23 protein-coding genes are annotated in these 23,462 nt (G+C 39.7%); 22 read left to right on the top strand and 1 reads right to left on the bottom strand.

What is annotated here, in order from left to right; all coding sequences use genetic code 11:
• Positions 1–111: 111 nt before the first annotated feature.
• A complete protein-coding gene (locus BLS24_RS09040) occupies positions 112–3,456 on the top strand; it encodes a flagellar hook-basal body complex protein (RefSeq protein ID WP_091758282.1) in 3,345 nt (1,114 codons plus the stop codon).
• 60 nt (positions 3,457–3,516) lie between these two features.
• Here the strand turns inward: BLS24_RS09040 and BLS24_RS09045 are convergent, their stop codons facing one another.
• Positions 3,517–4,245, bottom strand: coding sequence for a potassium channel family protein (locus BLS24_RS09045; RefSeq protein ID WP_242872265.1), 729 nt, complete (start codon positions 4,243–4,245; stop codon positions 3,517–3,519).
• A 577-nt stretch (positions 4,246–4,822) separates the two neighbouring features.
• On the opposite strand from BLS24_RS09045, the gene BLS24_RS09050 reads away from it, so the two are divergent.
• The 21 genes from BLS24_RS09050 to BLS24_RS09150 all read left to right on the top strand — a co-directional run bounded on the left by BLS24_RS09050 (position 4,823) and on the right by BLS24_RS09150 (position 23,440).
• Positions 4,823–4,996, top strand: coding sequence for a flagellar FlbD family protein (locus BLS24_RS09050; RefSeq protein WP_091758286.1), 174 nt, complete (start codon positions 4,823–4,825; stop codon positions 4,994–4,996).
• A 65-nt stretch (positions 4,997–5,061) separates the two neighbouring features.
• Complete coding sequence (locus tag BLS24_RS09055; protein ID WP_091758288.1) at positions 5,062–5,865, top strand: motility protein A; 804 nt, start codon at positions 5,062–5,064, stop codon at positions 5,863–5,865.
• Entirely contained in the window at positions 5,865–6,698 is an 834-nt protein-coding gene (locus BLS24_RS09060) for an OmpA/MotB family protein (protein WP_091758290.1), read from the top strand. The genes BLS24_RS09055 and BLS24_RS09060 overlap by 1 nt, the downstream gene beginning before the upstream one ends.
• 19 nt (positions 6,699–6,717) lie before the next feature.
• On the top strand, positions 6,718–7,254 hold the full coding sequence (locus BLS24_RS09065) for a flagellar basal body-associated FliL family protein (RefSeq protein WP_091758292.1): 537 nt from the start codon (positions 6,718–6,720) through the stop codon (positions 7,252–7,254).
• A gap of 48 nt (positions 7,255–7,302) precedes the next feature.
• Positions 7,303–8,286 carry a flagellar motor switch protein FliM gene (gene fliM / locus BLS24_RS09070; protein WP_071176151.1) on the top strand — a complete coding sequence of 328 codons (984 nt, stop codon included), beginning with the start codon at positions 7,303–7,305 and terminating at the stop codon, positions 8,284–8,286.
• Between the two features lie 3 nt (positions 8,287–8,289).
• Positions 8,290–9,531 (top strand): flagellar motor switch phosphatase FliY, encoded by a 1,242-nt coding sequence (gene fliY / locus BLS24_RS09075; RefSeq protein ID WP_091758294.1) that lies wholly within the window; start codon positions 8,290–8,292, stop codon positions 9,529–9,531.
• An 11-nt stretch (positions 9,532–9,542) separates the two neighbouring features.
• On the top strand, positions 9,543–9,881 hold the full coding sequence (locus BLS24_RS09080) for a flagellar biosynthetic protein FliO (protein WP_091758296.1): 339 nt from the start codon (positions 9,543–9,545) through the stop codon (positions 9,879–9,881).
• Position 9,882: 1 nt separating this feature from the next.
• On the top strand, positions 9,883–10,818 hold the full coding sequence (fliP, locus tag BLS24_RS09085; protein WP_242872266.1) for a flagellar type III secretion system pore protein FliP: 936 nt from the start codon (positions 9,883–9,885) through the stop codon (positions 10,816–10,818).
• 11 nt (positions 10,819–10,829) lie between these two features.
• Positions 10,830–11,102 (top strand): flagellar biosynthesis protein FliQ, encoded by a 273-nt coding sequence (gene fliQ / locus BLS24_RS09090; protein ID WP_091758299.1) that lies wholly within the window; start codon positions 10,830–10,832, stop codon positions 11,100–11,102.
• Positions 11,103–11,111: 9 nt separating this feature from the next.
• Complete coding sequence (gene fliR / locus BLS24_RS09095; RefSeq protein ID WP_091758301.1) at positions 11,112–11,897, top strand: flagellar biosynthetic protein FliR; 786 nt, start codon at positions 11,112–11,114, stop codon at positions 11,895–11,897.
• Positions 11,866–13,026: a flagellar biosynthesis protein FlhB gene (gene flhB / locus BLS24_RS09100; protein ID WP_091758303.1), complete on the top strand. Its 1,161-nt coding sequence runs from the start codon at positions 11,866–11,868 to the stop codon at positions 13,024–13,026. Before fliR ends, flhB begins: the two co-directional genes overlap by 32 nt.
• Before the next feature lie 40 nt (positions 13,027–13,066).
• Positions 13,067–15,124, top strand: coding sequence for a flagellar biosynthesis protein FlhA (gene flhA, locus BLS24_RS09105; protein WP_091758305.1), 2,058 nt, complete (start codon positions 13,067–13,069; stop codon positions 15,122–15,124).
• Position 15,125: 1 nt separating this feature from the next.
• Positions 15,126–16,385 carry a flagellar biosynthesis protein FlhF gene (gene flhF / locus BLS24_RS09110; RefSeq protein ID WP_091758307.1) on the top strand — a complete coding sequence of 420 codons (1,260 nt, stop codon included), beginning with the start codon at positions 15,126–15,128 and terminating at the stop codon, positions 16,383–16,385.
• A gap of 24 nt (positions 16,386–16,409) precedes the next feature.
• Positions 16,410–17,342 (top strand): MinD/ParA family protein, encoded by a 933-nt coding sequence (locus BLS24_RS09115; protein ID WP_091758309.1) that lies wholly within the window; start codon positions 16,410–16,412, stop codon positions 17,340–17,342.
• A gap of 35 nt (positions 17,343–17,377) precedes the next feature.
• Positions 17,378–18,100, top strand: coding sequence for a flagellar brake protein (locus BLS24_RS09120; protein WP_091758311.1), 723 nt, complete (start codon positions 17,378–17,380; stop codon positions 18,098–18,100).
• Positions 18,101–18,102: 2 nt separating this feature from the next.
• Positions 18,103–19,173, top strand: a complete 1,071-nt coding sequence (locus tag BLS24_RS09125) for a protein-glutamate methylesterase/protein-glutamine glutaminase (RefSeq protein ID WP_176764392.1) — start codon at positions 18,103–18,105, stop codon at positions 19,171–19,173.
• 139 nt (positions 19,174–19,312) lie between these two features.
• Positions 19,313–21,430: a chemotaxis protein CheA gene (locus tag BLS24_RS09130; RefSeq protein WP_091758313.1), complete on the top strand. Its 2,118-nt coding sequence runs from the start codon at positions 19,313–19,315 to the stop codon at positions 21,428–21,430.
• Between the two features lie 36 nt (positions 21,431–21,466).
• The gene (locus BLS24_RS09135) at positions 21,467–21,961 is read left to right on the top strand and encodes a chemotaxis protein CheW (RefSeq protein WP_091758315.1); all 495 of its coding nucleotides are present in this window, start codon (positions 21,467–21,469) and stop codon (positions 21,959–21,961) included.
• 14 nt (positions 21,962–21,975) lie between these two features.
• Positions 21,976–22,608, top strand: a complete 633-nt coding sequence (locus BLS24_RS09140; protein ID WP_091758317.1) for a chemotaxis protein CheC — start codon at positions 21,976–21,978, stop codon at positions 22,606–22,608.
• Between the two features lie 14 nt (positions 22,609–22,622).
• Positions 22,623–23,108, top strand: a complete 486-nt coding sequence (locus BLS24_RS09145; RefSeq protein ID WP_071176137.1) for a chemotaxis protein CheD — start codon at positions 22,623–22,625, stop codon at positions 23,106–23,108.
• Complete coding sequence (locus tag BLS24_RS09150; protein WP_071176136.1) at positions 23,105–23,440, top strand: hypothetical protein; 336 nt, start codon at positions 23,105–23,107, stop codon at positions 23,438–23,440. The genes BLS24_RS09145 and BLS24_RS09150 overlap by 4 nt, the downstream gene beginning before the upstream one ends.
• The last annotated feature ends 22 nt before the right edge of the window (positions 23,441–23,462 follow it).

Consider the following 23,462-nt stretch of genomic DNA (forward strand, 5'->3'; position numbering starts at 1 on the left):
GACCTATTGCAGGAAATCATTTGATCCCCGACCGATTGAAGGGATCTATCTTTATCACTCATCCGTCCAAAATCTCAAAAAAGCTAAATACAAGATGGAGGACTTTGCCTTATGATGAGATCACTTTATTCTGGTGTAGCAGGTCTTAAGACACACCAGACCAAGATGGATGTTATCGGTAACAATATCGCCAACGTTAACACCACATCTTTCAAATCACAGTCTATTACATTTTCAGATCTTATGTATCAGACAACACAGACAGCTTCAGGAGCTACAGAGACCAAGGGTGGTGTAAACGCTCGTCAGATCGGTCTTGGTGCTAAGTCTGGTGCTATCAATACAGCTATTACATCTCAGGGTGCAACACAGACAACCAATAACCCATTCGATATCATGATCACTGGTGAGGCTTTCTTTGTTGTAAATAACGGTAATGAAAACCTTTACACAAGAGATGGTTCTTTCTATGTAGACGGTGCTGGTAACCTTGCAATGCAGTCAAATGGTTACTTCGTACAGGGCTGGGTAGCTCAGGAAGATAAGGAAACTGGTGAGATCACGATCAATAAAAATGGCGGACTTTCAAGCCTTCAGATCATGAGTGCAGCTAACAGCACATATTCACCAGCATCTACAACAGCAGCTCTTTACAGTGGAAACATCGATGACCATGACAAGAACCTCATTTCTGATGATGGTAAGACTGTAACACTTGAGTTCTATGACAACAAAGGTTACCTTTACACAGGTAAGTTTACATTAAAGGATACTGGCTATGATCACCAGTTCGCACTTACTCTTACAGATATCATTGATTCTGACGGAAAGAGTATCGGACCAGATCTTTTAAAAGAGATCACATTCGGTAATGTTGAGAGCCCAACAAGATCACAGTCATTTGAAAAAGGTACTAAGTATTCTATCGTACTTGATGCTTCTGGCGAAAATATCGCTATCAATGCAGAAGGCGGAGATGTTAAGTACAAACAGGTTCCTTTAACTGGTTATTTATCAGATCTTATGAGCACTAGTTCAAAGAGCTACTCAGGAATTCTCAATACTGTATATAATGTTACAGATACAGATGAAAAGAACTATCCAGCAGATGCTACATATAAGATTGATGACCAGACTGGTGAACTTACAATAAAGTACAACAAGGTTGACCTTGCTGCAGCTGATGGATGGTATGCAACAGCTAAGTACACTTATAAGACAAACTCATCAGAGAAGTACTTTGTAGATCCTACAACACTTGAGGCTTATCACATTCCAGATTCAACAGCAAATTCAAGTGCAAGTGCATTTGCAGATACAGATTTTCTTTCAAAGGTATTTGGAATCGCTGATACTTATGGTTCAGCTGATTATGACTATACATATTACAATGCAACAACACCTCCTAAGATGGAGATCAAGAGACATGTATCTGTTCCTCAGGCTACAACAACAAATCCTGGTGCTTATAGCAAGATCGCATCAGTTGGTCAGTACTTTACACTTGACGGAACAACAACAGGTAAGACAGTTCTTCAGGCAGCTCAGGATTGGGTTGATGCAGCTCCTGCTGGAGAGACTAGATCTCTTGATCAGGTATTCTACGCATACAACTCAGCTGATGATACAATCAGCCTTTATGTAAAGAACTATGAAGATGTAACAAAGACTGAGGCTACAGGCGGTTCAGCAGTACAGGCTGACGTTGATAACCTTACTGCTACATTTACTGAAGGTACTATTGATGTATCAACTGGAATTGAGACTCAGGATATAACAGATGTTCTTGCATATATTGATAATCAGATTGCTGCTCTTAACGCTGATAATCAGACACAGGAGCAGAATAAGACAACAGAGCAAGGAAATATTGACACACAGCAGGGTATAATTGATGCCCAGAATCAGATCATTAGTGATGCAGAAGCAATTATAAATGATCCAACTGCTGATCCTACAGACGTTGCACAGGCTGAAGCAGATAGAAATGCTGCAGTGGCAGCACGTGATCAGGCTGTACTTGATAAAGCAGCTGCACAGACTGCATACGATGATGCTGTTGCTGCAATTACAAATAATGATGCTAAGATTGCAAACTACAACTCAGCTAAGAAAGCTGCTGAAGAAATTCAGAGCGCAATGACAGCTAAGAGTCTTTCAGTTGTAACTGATGTAAAGGGAACTACAATAACTGGTACTACAGGTCTTATGTACTCATATGAGACTCAGGAACTTGGTGGAGCACAGGTTCTTAGAGATGGTACAGGAGCAATTATCTATTATTCACATCAGATTGAAGCTCAGGGCGATCTTAATACAACAAAGTTTACAGATGAACAGCCAGTTCAGCCAAAGGGTGTATATGTAGGAGCATCTACATTTGCTAAGGCTTATGGTCTTACAAGCCTTACAGCTACAATTACAAGTACAAACAACCCTTATGAGACACTTCTTGGAGATGCATTTGGAACAAATACAAATATTCCAAGTTTGGCTTCTGGTCAGGAATATACAATTACATTCTCAAATAATACTGACACTTTAGGATATGTATCAATTGCTCACAGCGTAACTGAGACAGCAAAGGGAATGTCAACTGGATATTCAGTTTCTGATAATGGTGATGGAACACTTAACTATACATCAGAGACAGCTTATGAATCAGTACCTGTAAAGGGAAATATCGCAGATCTTCTTACAACAGCAGAAGGCGATAACAAAGGTCTTTTAAATAAGGTTTATGGAATCACTGATGAGCAGGCTGATGCATATGGTATTGATGGTACTTATGAGATTAACACTTCAACAGGTGCTATTAACCTTACAGTAGGTAAGCATTCTGTACAGCTTAAGTTTGATGCAGCTAATGGTTCTCTTGTTTCAGCTGATACTAGTGATGCAGGTCTTGTAACAATGAACTTCAACCAGTCAATTCCTGGTCTTGAAGCCTTCGGCTACCAGCAGACAGCAGGCGATACAACTCATAATCCTGGTGATGTACAGTTTGACTTCTCAACAGTTACAAACTACAACACAAACGGATCATCTACGATCAAGGCTGTTAAGGGCGACAAGAAGTCTCTTAACACAGGACGTGCAGTTGGTGAGATGAATGGTGTTTCAATCAGTACAGATGGTCAGATCTATGCTACATATTCAAATGGCCAGACCAAGCTCCTTGGACAGATCGCATCTGCAGAGTTTGCTAACGCATCAGGTCTTTCAAAGGAAGGTGATAACCTGTATGCATCAACTCTTAACTCTGGTGAGGCTACAATTCAGGACATCACAACTGATGGTGGTTACATGAACACTGGTGTACTTGAAATGTCAAACGTAGACCTTTCATCACAGTTTACTGAGATGATCACAACACAGCGTGGTTTCCAGGCTAACAGCCGTATCATCACAGTATCTGATACACTTCTTGAAGAGCTTACAAACCTTAAGAGATAATCTTAAAGACAAAATTAAGGCCCTGCCGATTACCGGCAGGGCTTTTTGCGTGCGTAAGAACTATAATTCATATTTAGATTTCTTTTTATTTATCTCATTCATATAGGCAGCTGTGATGATGCCTGATGGAAGAGCAATGACTGCAACTCCCACAAGAGCAGATATCATAGTGATCATTCGTCCAACTTGAGTACATGGGGAAATATCTCCGTAACCAATTGTTGTGATGGAAATGGTTGCCCAGTATAATGCGTCAAAAAAGTTAGTGAAGAGATCAGGTTCTAATTGGAAGATCAGCATTGCTGAAACAACTATATAAATGATTATCAGGATAAGTACAGCTAGGAGCTGATTCTTTACCTTTCTTATTACATTTGCGATAACGATCATTGTCTTTGAATATCTTATAAGCTTTAAGACTCTAAATATCCTAAAGAGTTTTAAGAGCTTGATAGCAGAAGATATAGGAAAGACGAAGTATAAAAGTGGAAGAATAGACAGAAAATCAAAAATGGCAAGAGGCGTAAAAATGTAAGCTATATACGCCTTAGCACTTTTGTAACCCATCTTATAATCTGCCGTATAGACTCTAGAACAATAATCTATTATAAGAATGATGCCAGTTAATATCTCAATGAACTGAGTGTATAGATTATCAGCTTTGAGAGTAAGTGGTATCATGCCTACAAAGATAGTAGTGTTCATTAAGATATCGTAGGCTCTACTGGAGGCATCGCCTTCTCTTGAAACTTCTATGACTTCATATATTCTTTGCTTTGAATCAGCCATAATCATTCACCTTTTGGGGAAGCGCAGAAATTAAAAGTTACCACTTATAAATGCAAGTAATCCTAAAACGATCAGAATAATAGTAAAAACATGGCATATTATTACAAAGGAGATAGTATATAGCTTTTTATTGCTCTTAATAGTGCCATCATCTGAGATAAGAACTGAGTTATCTATTTCTTTTTTCATGGGAACTCCTTATTAAAAGAAACTAAATAGCGTATCTATAAAAACATTATACCATACTAGCACTAACTGTATATTGGACAAAGATTATTCTTTTAGCAATTCTTTAAATAATCTACTGTAATATATTGACTTGTTGTGGTAAAATGATTTTAATACCACAATATGTAGTACTATGTCCAAAAATAGATTTTGGACAATATAAATACGAAAAAATATTACATAAATCACATTAAATTTATGTAATAAAATTTAAAATATGTCTAAATTGTGAACGCGACATAGAGATTTTACATGGAAAAAGTGGTAAAATAGTAGTAATTAGAAATAAAGTTTCACTTTTGAATGAAATTTTATGAATGAGTGAAATTTTATATTAGGTGAGGGGTTAATGTCTAAGATTATTGAGCTGACCAAAATGGATACGCGAAAGATTTTTCTTAATATTTCTTCCATTGAGACTGTAGAAGCTAATCCAGATACCATCATTATCCTTAATTCTGGTAGGAAGCTATTAGTCAAAGAAAACCCTGATGAAATCTACAAGATGATTCAAGAAAATTAATTTTGAAGCAAATTATCGAATAAGTAAATGATGTTCACTATAAATATGAGAAAGGGGAGTTTGTTGTGGATATTGCGTCTTTACTTGGTGTAGGTCTATGTTTTATATTCATGATCCTGAGTATTGTGTTCTCAGCTGGTATCACGGGTGTTAAATACTTCCTTGATGCGCCTTCAGCTATGATCACCTTTGGAGGAGCCTTCATGGCCGTTTTGGGATCAAGAAGTATGCCGAGTTTCATGAGCGGTCTTAAGTCATATACTTTGATCTTTAAGATGCCATCTGATGACACCAAATCGGTTATCAAAAAAATCATCGATCTTTCAAATACAGCCAGAAAAGAAGGTCTTCTTGCACTTGAAGAAGCTGCTGGTAGTTTGGAGGATGCTTTCATGAAGAAGGGCGTCATGCTTATCGTAGACGGTACTGAGCCTGAACTTGTAAAGAGCATTCTTGAAGCTGAAATTGATGCCATGGCAGAGCGTCACAAAGAGAACTATTCATTCTTTGGCGATGTTGCTGGTATGGGTCCTTCTTGGGGTATGATTGGTACCCTCCTTGGACTGGTTCTTATGCTTCAGAACATGTCTGATCCTTCATCTATCGGACCATCCATGGCGGTTGCCCTCATTACAACATTCTATGGATCAGTTCTTGCTAACTGGTTCTGTTATCCTGCTGAAAATAAGTTAAAGGCCAGAAGTAATGCTGAGTACATGACAAAGAGCATTATCATTGAAGGCCTTTTGTCTATACAGGCTGGTGAAAACCCACGTGTTACAGAAGAGAAGCTTAAATCATTCCTTTCACCTGCTGATAGATCTGCTTATGAAGCTGAAAATGGCAGTGGCGATGGAGGCGGAGAATAATGGCAAAGAGACAAGAGGAGATAAAACCTGGTCTGCCGGCCTGGCAGGGTACCTTTGGTGATCTGATGAATCTGCTTCTTTGTTTCTTCGTACTTCTTTTCTCAATGGCTAACATGGATGCGGCAAAGTTCGAGGAAGTAGCAGCATCATTTAGTAATGCTTTCGGTATCTTCTCCGGTGGAGAAATGTCTATAGGACAGGGAGCACTTATTGGTGATGGTGTTTCTCAGCTTAGTGCTTTATCTAGTTATATCACTTCAATGGGACTTGCTCAGAGCGGCGAGGATTCTGATTCAGAAGAGACAGCTATTGGAGAAATGGAGCAAAAGGAACTGTTAGAAGCTGCTGAGGAGGAACAGCTCGAAGCTTCAGAGGAGCTTGCTGAAAAGATAGAAGCTGCGCTTGAATCTGGAGATGTAGAAAATGAAGTATCTCTGAATTATACAAGCCAGTTTGTACAGCTCACTATTCAGGGTTCAATTCTTTTTGATTCTGGTAAGACAGATATTAAAGAGGATGCTATACCTGTTATCGATAAGGTAGGTCAGATCCTTGAAACCTACGCTGGAGGTACTATTGAGATTGAAGGACATACGGATAATGTTCCTATGTCTTCAGGCGGCAAATATGCCAACAATGATGAGCTTAGTTCTGGAAGAGCTCTTTCAATCTTTTATTACCTTTGTGAAAATACTAATCTTGATCCTGCAAACATTGTTCATACAGGTAGAGGTGAGTATTCACCAATTGCTGACAACTCTACAGATGAGGGCAGAGCCCGCAACAGAAGAGTAGAAATAAAGATTTACAATCCACTTAGTTCATCTTATTAAAGAGGGGAGATAGTCCTAAATGAAAAAGAATCTTTTATCAATCATCATCTTGGCACTTTTAGTCATTAACCTTGCTATGAATGGTTTCATGCTTCTTAGCGTAATGACAACCAATTCTCAGACAGCAAAGCTTATCTCTGATATTGCTGCTGCACTTGAACTTGAAGCAAGCGGCGGAGCAGGCGGTGGCTTTTCCAATTCAAATTCAGGAACTGTTGGTGTAGCAAACATAGCTACATTTGGTTATACAGGAGATAACAACCTTACTATCAGTCTTAAGCCTGGCGCAGATGGCAAGACTCATTACATGCTTGCTGACGTTGTATTTTCAATGAATACAGCTGCTCAGGACTATGCAACCTATGGTTCTTCTGAATCACTTGCAAGTATGAGCGATCTTGTTAAGGCTAAAGTTATTGATGTCCTTTCTAGTTACACAATGGAAGAACTTCAGGCTGATATGCAGACAGCAAAAGACCAGGTTCTTGAAGCTGTTCAGGAACTTTACGGTTCAAACTTTATTTACGACGTAAGTATTAGTGCAATCTATTCATGATGATCATGAATAGATCGGTATTTAATAAATACAGAAAGGAGATCCATTTTGAGTGAAGTACTGTCACAAAGCGAAATAGATGGTCTGTTGGCAGCGCTAAGTAGCGGTGAACTTGATGTGGATCAGATGCAGGCAGCTGACGAAAAGAAAGTCAAAGATTATGACTTTAAACGTCCTGCCAAATTCTCCAAAGAACATCTTCGAACTTTGGAGATGATCTACGAACATTATGGACGACTTTTATCCACGACTTTGCCACTATATCTTAGAAAGAACGTAACTGTTTCTGTAGCTAACTCAGAGACTGTTACATATTCTGAGTTTAGTAATGCTCTTTCCAATCCTGTTATTTTGGGAGTAATAAGTTTCCTTCCACTGCAGGGTAATATCATTTTGGAATTGCAGGCAAACATAGGATTCTCTTTTATTGACAGAATGCTTGGAGGTGAAGGAGGAACCTTGGATAAACCAAGACCATTCACCGACATTGAGATGCCACTTATAGAGAAACTTGTAACAATCTGTATGCAGCTTATGGTAGAACCTTGGCAGAACGTTGTTTCTATCAATCCTGTTATGGAAAGGATCGAGACAAATCCACAGTTTGCTCAGGTTATCTCACCAACAGATATGATCGCTATCGTTACGCTGAATATCAAGATTGGCGATACAGAAGGACTCATGAACGTCTGCTTACCATATTTCACCTTAGAGAGTGTTATGGATAAGCTCAATACCAAGTTCTGGTTCTCAACAATGCAAAAGAACAATGATGAGGACTATGAGGAAACTCTTGAGACCATGGTCAGACATGTTGATGTACCAGTTAAAGCCATACTTGGTAAGTGCAATGTTTCTGTTAATGATTTTGTACATCTTCAGGCCGGAGATATCATAAGGCTTGATAATAGGGTAAATACTGACATGCAGGTATATGTAGGCAATTTGTTTAAGTTTACTGCACTGCCTGGAACTGCCAAAGAGAAATATGCCGTAAGAATTACTTCGGTTGTGAGAGAGGAGGAAGAGTAGAGCATGGATGGAATGTTGTCACAGGACGAAATTAATGCTTTGCTTGCCGGAATGGATACGTCTGCTGGCGGAGATGCCCCAGCTGATGCTCCTGCAGATGCGGGAGGAGATGCTGCTGCACCTGCAGAGGCTGCTGTATCTACAGCACCAGTTGGAGGTGGAGCAATAGATGAATCGCTACTTACAGATTCTGAAAAAGATGCAATCGGTGAAGTGGCTAATATTAGCATGGGTTCTTCAGCTACAACGCTGTATTCCCTTGTTAATCAGAAGGTTAATATTACAACACCTCAGGTAGAGCTTGCTAACTGGGAGAATGTAATAAATAACTATGAAAGACCCTGCGTATTTATCCAGATCAAATACACAGTAGGTCTTGATGGAACTAACATCCTGATCTTAAAAGAACATGACGTTATGGTAATCACTGACCTTATGATGGGCGGTGATGGTACTAATACTGATGGTGAGATCGGAGAACTTCAGCTTTCTGCTATTTCAGAAGCTATGAACCAGATGATGGGCGCTGCTGCCACATCTCTTTCTACAATGATCAATCAGAAGGTTGATATCAGTCCACCACAGGCTACAGTTCTTGATATGATCAACGACGATCCTTCGGATATTGCTGAGTTTCTGACTGGAACATTCGTTAAGATCTCTTTCAAGATGCAGGTGGGAGAGCTTGTAGATTCAACACTTATGCAGCTCTATCCAATTGACTTTGCTAAGACTCTTAAGGATACAGTTATTGCTGCAGATGAAGGTCCACAGGAAGCTGCGGCACCTGCTGCTGCACCTGCTCCAGAACCAGCACCAGCTCCTGCACCACAGCCACAGATGGCTCCTCAGATGGATCCTTCAATGATGCAGGGACAGCCAATGCCTCAGATGGGTATGCCACAGATGCAGATGGCTATGCCTCAGATGATGGCACCTCAGATGATGAACATGAACATTCAGCCTGCTCAGTTCCAGAATTTTTCTGGCGGAACAACTATCATGGCAGGTGGAGAGAACATTGGAATCATCAAGGATGTGCCTCTTGAAGTAACTGTTGAGCTTGGTAGAACAGCAAAACCTATTTCTGATATCCTTGATTTTGCTCCTGGAACTATCATTGAGCTTGATAAGGTCGCAGGTGAGCCTGTTGACGTACTTGTTAATGGTAAGTTCGTAGCAAAGGGAGAAGTTGTAGTTATCGAAGAAAGTTTTGGCGTAAGAGTTACTGAGATAGTGCAGTAAAGGAAACTTAAATGACAGCTGATTCATATTTACAGTTTATTTCTATATTGATCATTTTCATTGGTGTCCTGGCGGCTACCTACTATGTCACCAAGTTCCTTGCAGGTTATCAGAAAGAAAAGACTTCCTCAGGAAATATTGAGATCATCGAGACCAGTAGAATATCTGTCAACAAGTACATTCAGATAGTTCGTGTAGGGGATAAATACATGGCTATTGCTGTTGGAAAGGATGAGATCACTGCTCTTGGTGAAATTGATAAGGATTCGCTGATCACCAAAGAGGATGGGGCTACAACACTTAGTTTTAAAGAAGTATTTGAAAAGTTTAAAGGCGAGATTAAAAAGTAACATGAAGAAAATGCGGGGAGAATCAAAACTGAATAAGAATGTAGCAATTAAGAGATTTGTTCTGGCCGCTATCTCTGTATTACTTATCTCTAGTTTGGCTTTTTCAGTTCCACTTACAGTACACGCTACTGAAAACGTTGTTGAGGATACAACGCCAACTGATCCTACAACTGATAGAGATAGCCACTTAACTGGCTCTCAGGATGAAAGGACAAATATCAATGCTCCCGGTTCTTCGGAAGATCCCGATGACCTTAAGGAGCTGAATATAGCTAATACTGTTACTGTTACATATGATAACGGTAATGGCTCAGTGAATGGTGCTCTAAGGATACTTATTACACTGACCCTTATTTCTTTGGCACCAACTCTTCTTGTGATGATGACTTCTTTTACCAGGATCATCGTCGCACTACATTTTACAAGAACTGCCATTGGAACCCAAACATCGCCACCTAACCTGGTGATGATTGGGATTGCTTTGTTTATGACACTTTTTATCATGCAACCTACTTTAACAGCTGCATATAATGATGCAGTTATTCCATTTGAGAATGGCGAGATAGACCAAAAAGAGTTCGTGGAAACAGCAATGAAGCCATTTAGGCAGTTTATGTATGGACAGACTCAGAAAAAAGATGTTGTTTTGTTTATGGAAATTGACGGAATAGAGTGGGATGGCGAGCTTGATAGCATCCCTAATGTTGTTCTGATCCCTAGCTTTATCGTGAGCGAACTTAGAACAGCTTTTATCATTGGATTCCTTATCTATGTACCGTTTATTGTTATAGACATGGTAGTAGCGTCGGTACTTATGAGTATGGGTATGATGATGTTACCGCCAACTACAATTTCAATGCCGTTTAAGATCTTATTATTTGTTCTGGCTGATGGTTGGAGTTTAATAATAGGCAACCTTGTTAAGTCGTTCTATTAAGGGGGCACTTTATGATCACATTATCAGACATCAACACAATAATAAATAGCGCGTTATTCCTGGTAATCAAGATGTCTCTTCCTGTACTTTTGACATCAATGATCATCGGACTTATCATCTCTATTTTTCAGACTGTTACATCTATTCAGGAGCAGACACTTACCTTTGTTCCTAAGGTAATAGGTGTTTTCATAATGATTATGCTAATTGGTAACTGGATGCTTACAGAATTGTCTGGTTTTATTACTCAGCTTTGGTCTGATTTTGCACAGTATGTCAGATAGAGGTATCACATGATCGATTACACGTTTAGATATGGGGATCTTGAGATATTTCTTTTGATTCTTGTAAGAATAACAAGCTTCATATATGTTTGTCCGTTCTTTGGTGGTAGACAGACCCCTAATCAGGTCAAGATTGGCTTTAGCTTACTGCTTTCAATACTTATCTACGGTGCTGTTCCTTATGAAGCGCCAAATTATAACACGATCATTGGTTATACAGTTATCGTGTTAAAAGAGGTTATGGCAGGATTCCTGATTGGTTATGCTGTACAGCTTAGTACTCTTATAGTTAACTTTGCAGGTACCATTATTGATATGCAGATAGGTCTTTCTATGGTAAGCCTATTTGATCCTAATACAAATGAGCAGACATCTATTACTGGTACATTGTATTCCCAGACGCTTACTATGATGCTTATTTTGTCAGGAATGTACCATTTTATCCTTAAGGCCCTAGCTGATTCATTTGTACTGATTCCTATAAATACAGTTACTATCCATTCTGATAGAATGCTTGATGCTATAGTTTCATTCCTTAGAGACTACATTGTAATAGGCTTTAGAATAGCCCTTCCGATCTTTATCATTACTTTCATTACAAACGTTGTTCTTGGCGTTCTAGCAAAGGTTTCACCACAGATGAACATGTTCTCTGTCGGTATTCAGATCAAGATCATTATTGGTCTAATGGTTATGTTTATTACAGTTTCTATGCTGGGAAGTGCATCGAACTTTGTTTATATCAATATCAAGGAGTTAATGCATGATTTTGTCTACAGCATGCAAGCTGGCTAAGCATGATGATAGTCAGCTACTAATTTCATATGATCTTCAGTTTTTTGCTGAAGATGCTAATGGTGCTGAGAAGACAGAAGAGCCAACAGCTAAAAAGCTTGATGATGCCAGAAAAGAAGGACAGGTGGCTAAGAGCCAGGAAATAGCGACGGCTTTTAGTTTGCTTGCACTTTTTCTCATATTAAGATTTTTTTATTCCTTTATGGGAAGTGTATTTAAGAGCACATTTGAAAAGGTATATAACTCAATCCCAAATGTGGCAAGAACCTATGATGGATATCTGCCCATAGCGTATCTTAGGAGCATTGTAAATAATTCAATGCTTACGCTGTTACTTCTTTGTGCTCCGTTTTTTATCATTGGTTTTGCCGTAGTTTTTATCTGCGATTTTGTTCAGGTTGGATATAAGCCCACAACTAAGCCTTTGCAGCCAAAGCTTTCTAAGCTTAATCCTGTTTCTGGTATGAAAAAGATCTTTTCAACCAGAAAGGTCTTTGAACTTTTAAAATCTATACTTAAGCTTGCTATTATGGCCATTGTTATCTATATGTTTTTTATTGGCAGAAAAGAGTCTTTGTTTCTGCTATATGACATGCCACTTAATCAGGCAATCGGCTTGATGGGCAATCTTGTCATAAGTCTTGGCATCAGGATAGCCATTGCTTATATGTTTATAGCTTTTGCAGATCTCATCTATCAGAGACGTAAATTCAGAAAAGATATGATGATGACCAAGCAGGAACTTAAGGATGAGTACAAGAATTCCGAAGGTAACCCTGAAGTTAAGGGCGCTCAGAAAAAGAGAATGATGCAGGCTTCACAGCGCAGGATGATGCAGCAGCTTCCACAGGCGGATGTTGTTATCACAAACCCTACTCACTATGCTGTAGCCATCAAATATGATGCTGAGTCAGCAGAAGCGCCTATGGTCATTGCTAAGGGTGCAGATTTCCTTGCTCAAAAGATCAAAGAGATAGCAAAGGAAAATAAAGTTGAAATAGTAGAAAATAAGCCTCTTGCCAGGATGCTTTATGCTAACGTTGAAGTGGGAGAACTGGTTCCGCCAGAACTTTATAAGGCGGTTGCTGAAGTCCTTGCTTATGTATATCACCTGCAGGGAAAGATATGATGTATTGTATTTACTATAACGAGAGAAAGGAGAGGAAAATATGGATGTAAAAAAACTACGAGACCGTGTATTTGACTACGGACTTGCTCTTTATATTGTTGCAGCTATCGTAATGCTTATTATTCCTCTGCCGGACTTTCTTTTGGATATTCTTTTGGCCTTTGATATGTCACTTTCTTTCGTGATCATGTTCACAGCCATGTTTGCTCAGGATGTTCTAGATATGTCGTTCTTCCCAACGATCCTTTTGTTTACGACTATCTTTAGAATTTCACTAAACGTATCATCTACAAGACTTATTCTGACACAGGGAAGCGCAGGACAGGTTATTACAGTATTTGGTTCCTTCGTTGGTGGTGGCGACCTTATTGTAGGTGCAATTGTTTACGTTATCCTTATTATCGTTCAGCTCATGGTCATCAACAAAGGTTCTGAGCGTGTAGCTGAAGTATCTGCAAGATTTACTCTTGATGCTATGCCAGGTAAACAGATGGCTATAGATGCGGATCTTAACACTGGTGCTATTACTGATCAGGAAGCCAAAGAAAGAAGACAAAAGATTCAGGATGAAGCTAGCTTCTTTGGAGCTATGGATGGTGCTACCAAGTATGTAAAAGGAGATGCAACTGCAGGTCTTATCATTACTGCGGTCAATCTTCTTGGCGGTATTGCGATGGGTATGCTCAGAAAGGGCATGGATGCAAATACTGCCATCAATACATATTCAATACTTACTATGGGTGATGGTCTTGTAAGTTCAATTCCTTCACTTATGATCTCAATGTCAACTGGTATTCTTGTTACAAAGGGATCAAAAGAGGCAGACTTTGGTCATGTTCTTATTGGACAGCTCTTTGGTATGCCAAAGACCTTGTACCTGGTTGGAGGAGTTGTGGCTGGACTTGGTATTTTGTCACCTCTTCCTACAGTTTTGTATGTTTCATTTGGTGCAGGATTCATTCTTCTTGGAAGGATCGCAAGCCAGACTATTGAAGAGGTTAATGTTGAGAGCGAGGTTGCTTCTCCAGAGGAACAGCAGGCTGAAGAGATAAGGCAGCCTGAGAATGTCACGAGTCTTTTGTCTGTTGATCCTATCGAGCTTGAGTTTGGCTATGGAATCATTCCTCTTGCTGACGTAAATCAAGGCGGAGACCTCCTTGACCGAGTTGTTATGATCAGAAGACAGGTGGCTCTTGAACTTGGTACTGTTGTGCCTATCATTCGTCTTCGTGATAATATTCAGTTGAATCCTAATCAATATATCATTAAAATTAAAGGTATACAGGTAAGTGATGGTGAGATCTTATTTGACCATTATATGGCTATGAATCCTGGTCATGTAGAGGAAGAGATCACAGGTATTCCTACATTTGAGCCTTCATTCCACCTGCCTGCTATATGGATCACGGAAGGTCAGAGAGAAAGAGCCGAAAGCTTTGGCTATACAGTTGTTGATCCGCCTTCAATTATTGCTACGCATCTTACTGAGATCATCAGAGAACATATTGCTGAGCTTATGACCAGACAGGATGTTCAGAATCTTGTTGATAATCTTAAGGAGAATAATCCTGCACTTGTTGATGAGCTTGTGCCTAAGCTTATGAGTCTTGGTGAGATTGAAAAAGTACTTCAGAATCTCTTAAAGGAAGGCATATCTATTAGAGATCTTGTTACTATTTTTGAGACTCTTGCTGATTTTGCTCCTTCAACCCATGACCCTGATATTCTTACTGAGTACGTAAGACAGAGTCTAAAGAGAGCAATATCAAGCAAGTACTTTATGCCTGGTGAGACTACAAGCGTAGTTACTCTTGATCCTAAGATCGAGCAGGAGATCATGAACAGCGTCAAGCAGACTGAGACTGGCGCTTACTTAACACTTGATCCAGCCAGAACAAAGGCAATATTAAATGCAGTTGGAGAGCAAGCTAGAAAGCTCGAAGAAGCTGGAAGGCAGGCTATCATCATGGCTTCTCCGATTGTGAGAATGTACTTTAAGAAAATGACTGAAGATTACTACAAAGACCTAGTAGTAATTTCATATAATGAGGTGGAGGCTAACGTCGAATTACAATCTGTGGGGATGGTAACTGCATAATATGATTATCAAAAAGTATGTTGGAAAAACTGAAAGTGAAGCTACTGAAGAGGCAAGAAGAGAACTTGGCCAAAACATCGTTGTAATGAATGTTAGGCCAACCAAGAAATCTGGATTTTTCTCTTTTTTTCAGTCTCAAAAAATTGAGGTAACTGTTGCTCTTGAAGAGGAGTCAGAAAGACCTGTAAAGTCCTATTCTCAGCCAAAGGAAAACAGGCCTCAGATAGTAACCCCTTCGAAGGATAGCTCTCAGAGAGATACTATCGTTTCTGCTACTTTGAATGCAACAAAAGTTAAAGAGAGCAAGGACTATAGAGATGATAACAGCGCAATAGAAGAAAAGCTCGATAATCTTAGTAATCTTCTTGAAAAGAACTTTATCAAGAACGAAAAGGATAGCTCTTCTGATAGCGCACCTTCTGATAGTGGTGTTAAAGCTCCTGAAAAGGATGAAGTTTCAGAAGAGACAATGTCTTTTATCAAGCTTTTATACAATACTCTTATTGAAAATGAGGTTGATGAGATATACGTTAATCAGCTTACTGACGAGGTTGAAAAGATCAGTAAACCAGGACTTCCTTTTGATTTTGCTCTTGCAAACGTTTATCAGAAGATGGTTCTTAAGTTTGGTAAGTCTGAACCTATAGTTATGGATAAACCAGGTCCTAGAGCAGAGATATTTATTGGACCTACTGGTGTTGGTAAGACAACAACTATTGCTAAGCTTGCTTCAGAGCTTTCTGTGACCCAGAAAAAGAAAGTAGCTCTTTTGACGGTTGATACCTATAGAATTGCGGCTGCAGAGCAGCTTCGTACATATGCATCTATATTGGAGATTCCATTTAGAGTTATCTATTCTGTTGAAGAGATGAAGCAGGCTGCAGAAGATTTCAAGGACTATGATTTCATCATGGTAGATACTGCTGGACATTCACTTCACAATGAAGAGCTCAAGCAAGGCGTAGAAAGCTTTATCAGAACATTGGAAGATATCATGGAATGTGAGAATTTCCTTGTTCTTTCTGCAACTACCAAGTATAGGGATCTTATTGAGATCGCAGATGCATATTCTGAGATGGTTGCTTATAAGCTTATCTTTACCAAGATGGATGAGACTGGGGCAAAGGGAAATCTTTACAACGTTAGAATGCATACAGGTGCTCCTGTTGCATATATCACTAACGGACAGAACGTTCCTGATGACATTGCTGTATTTGATGCGCAGCGCATCGTCAAGAATCTTTTGGGTGGAAAAAGTTAATTACTAAAATTATTGGGGAAATTTATGGATCAGGCACAACAACTTAGAAATATAATCAAGAACTCAAATAAGCCTCAAAGGCCACTTGCCAGGATCATTACGGTTACAAGCGGTAAGGGAGGCGTTGGTAAGTCAAATGTAGCCATAAATCTAGCTATTCAGTTTCGCAAGATGGGTAAAAGAGTGATCATCCTTGATGCGGACTTTGGACTTGCTAACATTGAGATCATGTTTGGAACAGTACCAAAACATAATCTCTGTGACCTAATTTATCAGGGCAAAAATATTAAAGATATCATTACCTGGGGACCTGAAGGGGTTGGATTTATTTCCGGAGGCTCAGGTATTTCGGGCATGTACAACCTTTCGAGAGATTATTTAGTATATATTATTGTAAATCTTGCCGAATTGGACGCAATTGCTGATATAATAATAATAGATACCGGTGCAGGTATATCAAGTGCGGTTATGGAATTCCTTGTAGCAAGTGGTGAGATAATGCTTGTTACTACTCCTGAACCTACGTCTATTACGGATTCGTATTCTCTTTTAAAAGCACTTAATCAGTCACCTAGGTTCTCAAGAGAGAATACTAAGGTTAAGGTAGTGTCAAACAGAGTTTCTAGTGATGAAGAGGGACAACAGCTCTTTAACAAGCTTAACGCGGTTGTTGCTAGATATCTGAAACTTCCACTTACATATATGGGAGCAATTCCGCAGGATCAGATGCTTGCTAGAAGCGTTATGCAGCAGTCACCTGTTTCTATACAGTATCCTAACGCTAAGGCAACTAAGGCATTTGAAACGATAGCAGCCCATTTAATGAATCCGGGCTATACAGAGGAGGTAAAACAGCGCGGTATGGCAGCTTTCTTTTCCCATATCATTACTGGAAGGAAGCTTAGTAGTACCGGCAATGTTCCAAATATAATCGGCAATGCGCCAAATACACAATAGTACTTCATTAAGTACATGAACGGAGACAAAAATAGATGCTTTCTGATTACATTTCACCAGGAAATCGAGTAGAGCTAAAAGCTACTGGAAAAATCTGGATGGATGAGGATGCTAGAACGAAGCATATTTACATGAGTAAGATCATGGATGTGACTTCTGATGACAGAATCGAGATCCTGATGCCCTTTGAGAAAGGTAAGGTGGTACTTTTACCAGTTGATGGGGAGTATAGCCTGTGCTTTTATAGCACACGAGGGTTATTTCAGTGCTATGCTAGAATAGTAGACAGATACCGAAGTGATAATATGTACATTTTGGTTCTGGACCTTATAAGCGAATTACAAAAACTCCAACGCAGGGAATATTACAGATTTAGTTGTGCACTAGAACTTAAATCAAGGCTATGTTCCAAAGAAGAACTTGAAGCATTTGAAAGAAACAGGAAATACCTAGTAGATGCTGATCTTGGTCTTCAAAGAAGCGTTGTTGTTGATATAAGTGGTGGCGGGCTTAGGTTTGTAGCGAATTTTAAATACGAAGAAGGTAGTACCATCTATTGCTCCTACAATTTACCGAGCAGTGCCAATGACAAAGAGTATGAAATGATATGTACAGTGCTAAAAGTGAGTGAGCTTGAGAGTAGACCAGGACTGTACGAGCACAGAATCCAGTACGTTTACATTGACGAGACTTCCAGAGAGGATATCATCCACTTTATCTTCGAGGAAGAGCGCAAAATAAGAAAGAAGCAAACTTGATTATGAAAAAAATTTTGATAATTGATGACTCTGCACTTATGAGAACCGTACTCAGTGATATTATTAATTCAGATTCAAGATTCCACGTGGTTGAAACCGCAAAAGACGGAGTCGAAGGTCTCGAACTGCTTAAAAAGAACACATATGATGCCGTCGTTCTTGATATTAATATGCCAAGGATGGATGGCATTACGTTACTTAAAGAGCTTCAAAAAAATAATATAAGAGCAAAGATTATGATGGCAAGTACAGACACGAAGGAAGGCGCAAAGGTCACCATGGATGCTCTTGATCTTGGGGCTCTGGATTTTGTTCATAAGCCAGATCGAGCTTCTGAATGCAGAGGTGAGGATTTCACAGCTCATTTCATTGATACCCTTGCTGCTGTAGCAGATAGTAAAGCTCCAGTTCATGCAAAATCTTTTTCTATTGAAGATGTGAAGGAGTCGAAAAAAGTTGTTGAACTCGTTAGCAAATCGGCCAGTAAGATCACTGGTAATCGAATTGTTGCGATAGCTAGTTCGACAGGGGGTCCGAGAGCACTACAATCAGTTATTCCAAAATTACCTAAAAATTTAAAAACGCCAGTTGTTCTGGTTCAGCATATGCCGGAAGGCTTTACAGCTTCTCTTGCTGAGAGACTTGATTCACTTAGTGAGGTCAGTGTAAAAGAGGCTGCAGAAGGAGATATACTTCAGCCGGGTACTGTTTATATTTCCAAAGGTGGCAAGCATATGCATATCATAAAGAGCGGTGGTAAGAGCGCTATCCATTACGTGGATGGTCCCACAAGAGAAGGTGTAAGGCCTTGCGCGAACTTTATGTATGAATCACTTATGGACTCGGATTACGACGAAATTTGTTGTGTGGTTCTAACAGGAATGGGAGCTGACGGAACAGAAGGAATAAAGAATCTTAAATCTAAGAAAAAAGTTCATGTAATCGGTCAGGACGAAAGCACTTGTACCGTTTACGGAATGCCGAAGGCGGTAGCAGTAGCTGGTCTCGTTGATCAGGTTGTAAAGCTAGACAATGTAGCCCAGGAAATAATAATGAATGTCGGCGTGAATTGAGGTTTTATCTTTTTTAATAGTTCTTTTATCCAATTTTTCTAATTCCTCCATTCAAATGCCGATATTTTGAACAAAAGTATGCGATAATAAGATTATACTTTTGAAAATCTATCACATTTCAAATGGAGGTAAATTGGTTATGGATGTTTCTCAGTATCTAAGTGTCTTTCTTGATGAGGCAAAGGAGCACCTTCAATCGCTCAATGACAACATTATGACTTTGGAACAGGACCCAGAGAATGAAGATTGTATTAACGAGATCTTCAGATCAGCCCATTCCATGAAAGGTATGGCTGGTACCATGGGCTATACCAGAATGCAGAATCTTACACATGATATGGAAGATGTTTTCTCAGACGTTCGTGCTGGCAAGATCAAGATCAAATCTGCCGATATCGACGTTCTGCTTCAGTGTCTTGATGCTATTCAGGGATATGTTGATAATATCACTGAGAATCAGGATGAAGGTACTGATGAGCATAAAGATATAATTAAGTCTCTCGCTGATATCAGAAATGGTGGCGCAGGCGGTGGTGATGAAGCGCCTGCAGCAGCACCAGCAGAAGCAGCAGCTTCTACAGAAGCAGCGCCTGCAGCTGATGGACCAGCAGAGGGAGCTGATGGTTCTACGGATTATAGGGCAATTCGCCTTGATCCATCTGTTAAATCCACATTAGAAGAAGCAAAGAGCCAGGGAAAGAAGATCTATGGCGTTACAGTTCATATTCAGGAGTCTTGTATCCTTAAGGCTGCAAGAGGTTTCCTTGTATTTAAGGGATTGGAAGAGATCGGTGAGATCGCGGTTTCAGATCCTAATACACAGGATATTGAAGATGAAAAATTTGATTTTTCTTTTAGTTTGATCCTCATTACTGATGAGTCAAAAGAAAAGGTAGAAGAGATAGTTAAGGCTGTTTCTGAAGTTGAAGGTTGTGAATGTGGTGAGTTTGATCCTAGCGGAGCAAAGTCTTCAGAGGATAAGGATGATGCTCCTGCAGCAGCTGCTCCTTCTGACAACAAGCCAGCACCTGCAGCAACACCTGCAGCAAATACTCCTGCACCAGCCGGCGGCGGAGCAGCTGGCGGCAAGAAGCCTGTTGGTAAGCCTGTTGTTAACAGAACAGTCCGTGTTGATATTGAAAAGCTTGATGTGCTCATGAATCTTGTAAGTGAGCTTATTATTGCAAAGAACTCACTTATTTCTGCAGCAAATACATCAGGTGTATCAAATGTAAATGAGCAGATCGAATATCTTGAGAGCGTTACAACAAACCTTCACGAATCTGTTATGAAGGTTCGAATGGTTCCTATTGAGAGCGTTCTTCAGAAATTCCCTCGTATGATCAGAGACCTTAACAAGACTCTGAATAAGAAGATGGAACTTACAATGACTGGTGAAGATACTGAAATGGATCGTACCGTTGTTGATGAGATTGGTGATCCTTTGATGCATCTTATCAGAAACAGCGCTGACCACGGTATTGAGAGTGCTGATCTTCGTGCTCAGAGAGGTAAGCCTGAAGTTGGACAGATCTTCCTTCATGCTTTCCAGGATGGTAACAGTGTTGTTATCGAAGTGGGTGATGATGGTAACGGTATTGATGCTGAAGTCGTTAAGAATAAGGCTATTGAAAAAGGAGTAGTTACTCCTGAACAGGCAGCTCTTTTAACAGAAAAACAGTGCGTAGAGCTCTTGTTCCATCCAGGTTTCTCAACTGCTAAACAGGTTTCAGAAATTTCTGGTAGAGGTGTAGGACTTGACGTTGTTAAGTCAAAGGTTGAATCACTTTCAGGTGAAGTAACAGTTAAGACTAAGCTTGGTGAAGGTTCAACATGGGTTATCAGACTTCCTCTTACACTTGCTATTATTCAGGCTCTGATGGTTATCATTGGTGAAGAAAAATATGCTATTCCTCTTGATTCTATTCAGAGTATTGAGGATGTATCTCCATCAGAAGTTAAATTCGTTGAAAATAAGGAAGTTATCAATCTTCGTGGAAGCGTTCTTCCTCTTATCAGACTTAATCAGGTTCTTGATACTGAGTCTACAAAGTCGCCAGATGAAGATATGGTTGTTGTTATTGCCAGAAAGGGCGATCAGCTTGCAGGTCTTGTTATCGATGAACTTATGGGACAGCAGGAAATCGTTATCAAGCCTCTTGGCAGATACACCAATAAGTGCAAGCTTATAAGTGGTGCTACTATCCTTGGTGATGGTGAGATTGCTCTTATTCTTGACACTAATTCAATTTTCTAATGACGGTTGATTATTAAGAAGAAAGGATGAACCATTATGAACGAACTTAGAGATAATTCTGATGTAGGTGAGCTTATTCAGTTTATTGTTATCAAGATCGATGACGAACAGTATGGCATCAACATCAAATATATTGATAATATTGTAAGAATGCAGCAGATCACCAGGGTTCCAAAGGTTGATGACTATATTAAGGGTGTTATCAATATTCGTGGTGAGATTGTTCCTGTTATGAGTGTTAGAATGAAGATGGGACTTGAAGAGGATGAGTTTACTAACAAGTCCAGGATCATTATCTTAAAGACAGAGACAGGTGATCTTGTTGGAATTATTGTAGATCAGGTTAATCAGGTGCTTACACTTGATGTTAATAGCATTGAAAAGATGCGTTATGATGACAAGAAGGGAACAACTGGAGCACAGTTCGTTGGTGGCGTTGGTCATTATGAGGGCGGACTTGTTTCTATCCTTGATCTTGAGGCTGTTGTTTCTGAGAAGGAAGTTAAAGAAAAAGCATCAAATGCTAGCTGATTGGAGGATTTAATATGGGTGAAATGAGTTTGGACAATTTGTCCAGCCAGTACTTTGATGTCCTAAAAGAACTGGGCAATATCGGTGCGGGAAATGCTACAACAGCTCTTGCACAGATGATCGGAACAAAGGTTGATATGAATGTTCCTCAGGTTAGACTCCTTGATTTTAAGGATGTTGGCGATCTGATGGGTGGAGCCGAAAAGATCATGGCTGGTATTTACCTTGCTGTTGAAGGTGACATTGATGGAAGCATCATGTTCCTTCTTGGTAAGCAGGCAGCCAGACATCTTGTAGATAAGCTTATGGGAACAGGTGCAAAATCTGAAGAAGAGGATTTTGACGAAGTTGAGATGTCCGCTCTTAAAGAGGTTGGAAACATCATTACTGGATCATACCTTAATTCCCTTTCAATGATGACTAATTTAAAGCTCGTTCCTTCAATACCATATGTAGCAATTGATATGGCTGCAGCTATCCTTAGTGTACCAGCTATTCAGTTCGGTATGATGGGCGACAAGATTCTTTTGATCGAGACTCAATTCTTTGATGAGCTTAAGTTAAGTGGCTATTTTATTCTATTACCTGATATGGATGGTTACAGTAAAATTCTCTCTTCACTTGGCATGGGAGATGTTTCTCTTTAACAAAGGGGCAATTTATGAGTCAAATTATTAAGGTTGGAATGGCCGATCTAAATATTTGTGTAAGCCCCGATGGAATAACCACTTTGGGGTTAGGCTCGTGCGTTGGAATAGCTATTAGAGATCCGGTTACCAAGATTGGTGGCCTGGCACATGTTATGCTTCCAGATTCTACTGAGATCAAGAATAATTCCAATATTCCTAAGTTTGCTGACACAGGAATAGAGGAACTTGTGAAGCAGATAGTGGCTAAGGGAGCAAACAGATCAAGACTAGTTGCTAAGATAGCTGGCGGAGCTCAGATGTTTGCGTTTCAGACTAATAATGCTACTATGAGAGTAGGTGACAGAAATGTTCAGGCCTCTTTGAAGAAATTAAAAGAGCTTAATATACCTGTACTTGCGCAAGACACTGGCGATTCTTATGGACGAACGGTCATTTTTTATCCAGAAAATGGAGATTATATTATTAGAGCGGTAGGAAAACCAGAGAAGGTCATATGAATACTGATGAGATTAAACAAATTAATACAAAGCTGATCACTCCGCTAGTAGTGCTTTCAGCTACAGCGGTCATTGCTATATTTACTTACTTTAAACGCTACCCAGCGGGGGATTTCTTTGTTATAGTATTTACATCAGTTGTCGTTTTTTTGGTTATTGGTCTTATCGTTGAAAAAATGATAACTAGGTTTTTAGAGATTAATTATGAGAAAGCCATGGCTGAAAAAATGGAGGCTGAGCGCCTTGAAGAAGAGGCGCGAGCTGCCATGGAAGCCGAAGGCGAAAATGGGGAGAATGTTGAACCTTTGGATGTTCATGATATCCCGGAATAAAATAACAGGATTTGGGGACTAT

The sequence above is a fragment of the Butyrivibrio sp. INlla18 genome, assembly GCF_900103635.1.
In the GTDB taxonomy this organism is placed as follows: domain Bacteria; phylum Bacillota; class Clostridia; order Lachnospirales; family Lachnospiraceae; genus Butyrivibrio.